General features: G+C 67.7%; 5 protein-coding genes. 4 read left to right on the top strand and 1 reads right to left on the bottom strand.

Annotated elements, in window-relative coordinates; translation table 11 throughout:
* From NYZ98_RS40965 to NYZ98_RS40955, 3 genes are all read left to right on the top strand, one after another.
* On the top strand, window positions 1-202 hold a 202-nt coding region (locus tag NYZ98_RS40965), incomplete at its 5' end, for a hypothetical protein (RefSeq protein ID WP_262850915.1).
* An 826-nt stretch (window positions 203-1028) separates the two neighbouring features.
* Window positions 1029-3740 carry an RICIN domain-containing protein gene (locus NYZ98_RS40960; protein WP_262850914.1) on the top strand — a complete coding sequence of 904 codons (2712 nt, stop codon included), beginning with the start codon at window positions 1029-1031 and terminating at the stop codon, window positions 3738-3740.
* Window positions 3741-3995: 255 nt separating this feature from the next.
* Window positions 3996-4124 (top strand): hypothetical protein, encoded by a 129-nt coding sequence (locus tag NYZ98_RS40955; protein WP_262850913.1) that lies wholly within the window; start codon window positions 3996-3998, stop codon window positions 4122-4124.
* A gap of 603 nt (window positions 4125-4727) precedes the next feature.
* Here NYZ98_RS40955 and NYZ98_RS40950 read toward each other — a convergent pair.
* Window positions 4728-5420, bottom strand: coding sequence for a TetR/AcrR family transcriptional regulator (locus NYZ98_RS40950; protein WP_262850912.1), 693 nt, complete (start codon window positions 5418-5420; stop codon window positions 4728-4730).
* A gap of 54 nt (window positions 5421-5474) precedes the next feature.
* Here NYZ98_RS40950 and NYZ98_RS40945 point away from each other — a divergent pair, with 54 nt between their 5' ends.
* Window positions 5475-6542, top strand: coding sequence for a hypothetical protein (locus NYZ98_RS40945; RefSeq protein WP_262850911.1), 1068 nt, complete (start codon window positions 5475-5477; stop codon window positions 6540-6542).
* The last annotated feature ends 141 nt before the right edge of the window (window positions 6543-6683 follow it).

Below are 6683 nucleotides of genomic sequence, written 5' to 3'. Positions count from 1 at the left end.
CGGCCTGGCCTCCGTAGTCGCTCTCTTTCTCACCTTCGATGCCGGCCTGCCCTCGGGTGCGATCGAACGCGGCTCCGTCTACACCATCGTCATCTGGCAACTCGCCGTCGCCGCCGCGCTCCTGCGCAGCCGGGGCAACTCTCGCGCACCCCGCGACGCCGCGACCGGTGCATCCACGAGCACGGCCTCCACAAGCAACTGAGCCGCCAGTCCACCATCCGGGTCGCCCTTCGGATACTTACAGCGCCTCTGACCTGTACGCCGGAAATCCGCCATGAGGTGTGGCTGACCGGCGGGCCGAGGCGTGCCGGGAGCGGGCGGAGCTGTACAGCCAGCTTGGTGGCGAACTCGTCTTCGGTGATCCCTCACCGGCATAGCCCGGCGTGCGGTCGAACTCCGCATGCCGTAGGCGGGAGCCCTGCCTGGCAGGCGAGCAGGAAAACTGGTCGCCGACGTGTTGTGGACGCAACGGTCGCCCGAGTTCGGCGGTGAAGACGCAACCGCTGTCTCCGCTGTTGTAGCGGTGCAGGAGGTCTCGGAGGTCTCCGAGGGATCGGTGCGCGTCATTGCTGGCGTAGGGCCGTAGGTGGCCCACTCCTCCACCAGGCGCCCGACGGCATCGAATCGATTCGTTTAACTGTGAGAGTTCGACACAGGTCTGGATGGTCCTGAGCATGCCGATTCGATCTTGGACCCGTGTTCGAGGCGTCCAACGCAGCCTGAAAATTACATGACGTCTAGGACCACGTGATCTCATCGGGCGTGATGGGAGCCAGACGGCCGAAGTGATCCGATCTCTGGGAACCCTGAGCATTGACGGGTGGGAGCCTGGGCCTTATGTGTGATGTCCGGCCATGCCGTCGAACCGATACGACGATCCCATAACGAGGAGACAGGATGCCCCCCTCAAGCCGTCGGCTTTCGCCGACGAACGGCGACGGCCTGAACGGCCGGGCGGTGGCGCCCGCGGAGGGGCGGCCGGATCCGGGAAGTGCCTCACAAACGGGATTCACCCGAAAGGACTACCGATGAAGCGGAGCGACCCCTCCTCCCGTCCTCGACGTACGGCGAGCAGGTGGCCGGCTGCGGTGGCGGCCCTGCTGGTCGCGACGATCGGAGCTCAGCCGGCTGTCGCGGCACAGCGGTCCGCGCCGTCGGAGTCCACCGCGACCGAGTCCACCGCGACGGCCGCCGCCGCTGGGGACATCGATGGATTCACCGCGGGCAATGCCGCGGTCGCTTCGGTCGATCTCGCCGGGACGTGGAGTTTCACGCCGGCGGGCCGGTCGACGACCTCGATCAAGGTGCCCGGAGGTGGCTGGTACAAGCAGGGGTTCACCGATGTGTCCCAGGCGGTGTACTCGCGTACGGTGACGGTGCCGGACTCGGGGCAGCCGCAGTCGGCGTGGATCGAGTTCGGCGCCGTGAACCACCAGGCGACGTTGTCGGTGGACGGCCGGGTGGTCGCGACGCAGACCACGGCCTTCACTCCCTCGAAGTTCGACATCAGCGCCTACGCCGCCCCGGGCACCACTCATACGATCAGCGTCGACGTGAAGGGCCGCGGCGCGTTGAAGGCATCCAACGGCCGGTACCTGGTGCCCGACGCCGCCGAGTGGTCCGAGGCGGTCCCCCAGGGGATCTACCGTTCGGCGTTCCTGCGGGTGTACCCGGCGGTGTACGTCAGCGACACATTCGTGCGTACGTCGGTGGCGAACAAGACGTTGAGCTACGACGTGTCGGTGCGTAACACGTCGGGCAGTTCCCGGTCGGTGACGTTGACCGGGTCGCTGTCGTCTGACAACGGAACGGCTTTCAGCTACCCGGCACTGCCCAGCCGTACGGTCACCGTGGCGGCCCACTCGACCGGGACCGTGACCGTCGGGGCGGTCGCATGGAACCTCGACAGCACCTCGTACTGGTGGCCCAACGTGCCGTACCACTCGGGATACCGGGCCCAGCTGCACCGGCTGACGGTGCATGCCGCCACCGATGACGGGCACACCAGCGACGCCACGTACCGGTTCGGGTTCCGGGAGGCCACCCAGAACGGCGAGTACTACTACCTCAACGGCGTGCGCGTGAACTTCCGCGGCGACAACCTTCAGGGTGCCGACTACGACCGGATCAACAAAGGCGGCAAGGGCGACGCCTTCGACACCCTGCCCGGATTCCTTCCGCCTTCGTCGGGCAACGGCGGCTGGCCGCAGGCCGTGGACAACTACCAGCGGCTGAACTACAACGTGGTGCGCGTTCACCAGGAGCCGGCCAGCCCGTACATGTTGGATGTCGCCGACGAGATGGGTCTGATGATCATCGACGAGGTCGCGATCCGCGGCTCCCAGTCCGGGCAGGATTGGATCACCGGGCACGACAACATGGTCAACCACGCCCGTGCGCTGGTCCTGCGCGACCGCAACCACCCCGCGGTCATCCGCTGGAGTCAGAACAACGAGCCGAACCAGAGCGGCCAGGATTCCGAACAGTTCGAGAAGGACCTGTACGCGGCGATGAACGGCGCCGACGGCACCCGGCCGATCATTGCCGAGCTGGGCGTCGGCGCGAATCTCAACGCGTATCCCGGGATGACGTACGCCAACTTCGCGGTGATCTCGCACTACGTCGACGGCTTCGGCAGGTACGGGGAGGGCCTGATCACCGTGAATGGGCGGCCCGACGGCGAGGGCGAGTACATCTGGCCGGCATGCAACACCAAGCAGGGCTTCGAGTGGTTCGCCACGGCAACTCTGGCCAAGCGCGGCAAGAACGCCACCGACCTGCGTCCGTACACGCTGCTGTCCGCGTGGGCCGGTTTCGTGCCCGGCGTGCGTTCCACCGACTTCACCCCGGAGGAGGGCGGTCATCCGCTCTACGGCGCGGACAACCTCCCGGACCCCTGGAGCAACCCGCAGATCCAGCGGGTGCAGGCGGCGTTCAACCCGGTGGCAGCGGTCGACCTCCCGTACTGGTCCGCCTCCGGCGCCTCGGACTCCAACGGCACCTTCCCTCTGCCGCAGGCCGTGCCCACCTACGCCCGCAACGCCACGGTCACCCGCAACATCACCGTCTTCAACGACGACCTCGCCGACACATCGGTGGGCTTCACCTGGACGGCGCGGCTCGACGCGCCGGACGGCGCGGTCGTCGCGTCCGGAAGCACGACCCTGACCGTCCCGCTCGGCTCGCGGGTCACCCAGCCGGTGTCCTTCACCACCCCGGCCACCGGCAACCGCGTGTACCTGCAACTGTCGACCACGAAGTCCGGTAGCCCCGTCTTCACCGACGCGGTGGAGTACTTCAACCTCGGAAGCGGCGGAAGCGGACCCGCACCGGGCACCTACCGCATCGTCAACCGCAACAGCGGCAAGCCGCTCGCTGTCGCGGGCGACTCCACCGCGGACGGTGCCAAGGTGGTCCAGCAGAGCGGCACCGCCACCTGGACCATCGCCACGACCTCCGACGGCTCCTACACCCTCAAGTACGTCCCGAGTGGAAAGATGCTCGACGTCAACGCCGGCAGCAGCACGGCCGGGCTGCAACTGCAGCAGTGGACGGCCAACGGCGGCACCAACCAGATGTGGTACCTGCGATCCACCGGCAACGGCTACTACACCATCGCCAGCCACGACAGCGGACTGGTGGCGGACGTCTCCGGTGCGGCGACGAGCGACGGGGCGCAGGTCGTGCAGTGGGCCGCCAACGGCGGGGCCAACCAGCAGTGGCAACTGAACGGGACCTGACCGGACGACCCGGTTCTCGCCCGCTGCGCTCCTGGAAGACCAGCTCGCCGAAGCCCAGCGCATCAACACCGAACTCCGACACCACCGCGACCGCCACCAGCCCGACACCGCGAGCCGAATCTCGGCCTGACCGGCGCCCTCACCCGCGAGCCCGCCTGCTGCGGGGGCAGCCTGGGAGCAGGTCCGGCCCCGCGTGCTGACCTCCCTGGAACAGGAGATCGAACCGGCCGGGCACCTGGCCGAGCTGGCGGAGCATTGGAGGGCGCCTACACGCGGGTGCTGGACGGGCTGGGCAGCAACACCGCGATGCACTTCGTCGGCGGACGGCTGCAGCGGCTCGGCGCGCCAGCCGAGCCGCCGCTGATGAAGCAGCCGCGCCCCTGAAAGGGGCAGGTCGGGTTCGTCGGCCCCGCGGGGAAGGCGTTTCGCCGTGCGCCGCAGTAGCCGACGGCGCACCGACGACTCACTCCGGCTCGTCGACGACCTGGGTACGGAGTAATGACGTGAGCTCGCTTACGGCCGGCGGCAGGCCGCCGGATCCCGACGGTGCCGACATCTGACCGGGGCGCCGTACAGGTTCGCTGCTCAGCCCGGCCGTCGTTCGGTCACCAGGGGGCGGGCGTGTACGTCTGGGCTGGCCGCAGGTGGCCACAGCGGAGGCTCTGGCAGCCGAAGTCGCATGGCGCGTACGTGAACGGGGCGAGCGAGTCGGCCTGTTGGTAAGGCTGGCCCCGCCAGCCGCCATCTGCTGCGTTTCTGAAGGTGGAAAGGGCAAGGCATGGTCAGTGACCCTCAGGAAGCAGGAAGGCAAGCACGTCGCGACGGAGTGTGCTGGTGTCGTGGGCCTCGGCCCCATGTTGACGATCCCCGTGCAAGGCGGGTGACGTCCATGAGGGCGTCTGCCGGTCCTCAGACTCCCGCGACGCAGAAGAGGTTCAGGGCCGGGTTGCGTCCGCAGGGACATGTTGGTCGCGCGGATCGGGCGCATCACCGGCTGGCGGGGCGCCTGGCGGCGATGCCGTCGAGCAGGCAGTCCAGGCCAAGGTCGAACCGTTCGTCCGCGGTGATGGCGGGCATGTCCTCGAGCCAGGACTCGAGTGAGTCGTCGGCCATCTCGCCCGCGTAGGCCTGCAGCTCTTGGGTCGCGCCGATGCCGAACCGCTCGAGCATGGCGATCTCCCTGCTGACGCTCATCGCGGTGCCGGTCACGTAGTTGTCCAGGAGCGAGACGTAGGTGAGGGCAGGGGTGAATCCGGCCTTGTCGAGTGCTGCCAGCATGAAGGCGGCTCGGCGCAAGGTGTGGGGGCCGAACGGCGGGCGGCTGTCGACCAGTTCGGCGTACCAGCGGTGCCGGCCGATCATCCACCAGAGGCTGGACGCGACGCCGCGCAGGTCGGCGTGCCAGTCGTCGCTCGGTTCGGCCGGTAGGTCGACCTCGGCCGACACCTCGTCGAGCATCAGGTCGATCAGGCCGTCCTTGTTGAGGACGTAGCGGTACAGCGACATCGGGGTCGACACGCCGAGCGCGTCGGCGACGGCGCGCATGGTCAGCCCCGCCACCCCTTCGGCATCGGCGACGGCGATCCCCGTGTGTACGACCTTCGCCCGCGTCAGGGCGTGCTTGCGTCCGGGTGGCTCAGGGAAGTGCCAGACCAGTTGTTCCACGCTTGGCATCGGCATGAACAGAGTGTATAACGTACTGTTTAGTGTACAACGTACATTTTAGGAGGGTCGATGCAGCTCAGGGGAATCAATTACGACACGGGGTTCGGCGGCGCGGTCGGTGACCGGTCGCGGATCGACTTCGACCCGGATGTGGTGCGGCGAGAGCTGGAGATCATCGCGGCGGACCTGCACTGCGATGCGGTCCGGATCAGCGGGGACGACCCGGACCGCCTCGCGCTGGCCGCGCATGCCGCCGTCGACGCGGGGCTGCTGGTGTGGTTCGCGCCGTTCCCGATGGATCTGACGCCGGCACAACTGCTGCCGTACTTCAAAAACTGCGCCGAGCGAGCGGAGGAGATCCGGGCGCGCGACCCGAGGACCGTGCTCGTGCTGGGCTGTGAGATGTCGCTGTTCTGCACCGGTTTCGTGCCCGGCGCGTACCTGATGGAACGCCTCCAGAACGCGATGAACCCGCAAGCCTGGGCTGGTCACACGCCCGAGCTGGACTTCAACGAGATGCTGCGCGGCCTTGCCGGGGTCGCACGGGAGCGCTTCGGCGGGAAGGTCACTTATGCCTCAGGGGAATGGGAGGACATCGACTGGTCGGGATTCGACTTCGCCGCGGTCAACCTGTACCGCGATGCGGACAACGCCGCCGAATTCCCCCAGATCGTGCGGAACTTCGGCACGCACGGGAAGCCCTTGGTGATCACGGAGTTCGGTTGCTGTACCTACCGCGGCGCGGCGGAGGCCGGTGGAACGGGCTGGACCATCGTCGACCAGTCGGCGACACCCCGGGTGCTGAACGGCGACCACGTCCGCGACGAATCCGTGCAGGTGTCGTACTTCCACGAGGTGATGGACGTCTTCGAGGCCGAGGACGTGCACGGCGCTTTCTGGTTCAGCTTCGCCCTGTACGAAGCCCCGTTCGACCCCGACCCGAGGCGCGATCTCGACATGGCGAGCTACGGTGTCGTCAAGGTGCTCAAGGGACAGCAGGGCAGGCGCTATCCCGACATGACTTGGGAGCCCAAGCCCGTCTTCGACGCTCTCGCGAACCGATTCGGCGCGCCAAGGATCCACACTCCAGCCGAGCCACTCGGAAGAAGCGGCCCCTTGAGGGACAGCTCCGGCTGACCGGCTGCTCGTCGACTAATGGGAGCTACCGGGTCGGCTGTTCGGGCAGACTCGGTGCCTGTAGCCGCTGGTGGGTGAGCACTCTCGTCCACCGGACCTAGGAGTCCTGGGGTCAGATCGTGCCCTCACCGGTGGCCAGGG

The sequence above is a fragment of the Sphaerisporangium corydalis genome (assembly GCF_025506355.1).
Lineage (GTDB): Bacteria > Actinomycetota > Actinomycetes > Streptosporangiales > Streptosporangiaceae > Sphaerisporangium > Sphaerisporangium corydalis.
Note: the sequence above shows the minus strand (reverse complement) of the source record. Positions and strands in the feature narration are given on the sequence as shown.

Excerpts from the sequence above, each read along its gene's own strand:
- NYZ98_RS40960 (WP_262850914.1), top strand. The coding sequence starts at position 1,029 with ATGAAGCGGAGCGACCCCTCCTCCCGTCCTCGACGTACGGCGAGCAGG.
- NYZ98_RS40950 (WP_262850912.1), bottom strand. The coding sequence starts at position 5,420 with ATGCCGATGCCAAGCGTGGAACAACTGGTCTGGCACTTCCCTGAGCCA.
- NYZ98_RS40945 (WP_262850911.1), top strand. The coding sequence starts at position 5,475 with ATGCAGCTCAGGGGAATCAATTACGACACGGGGTTCGGCGGCGCGGTC.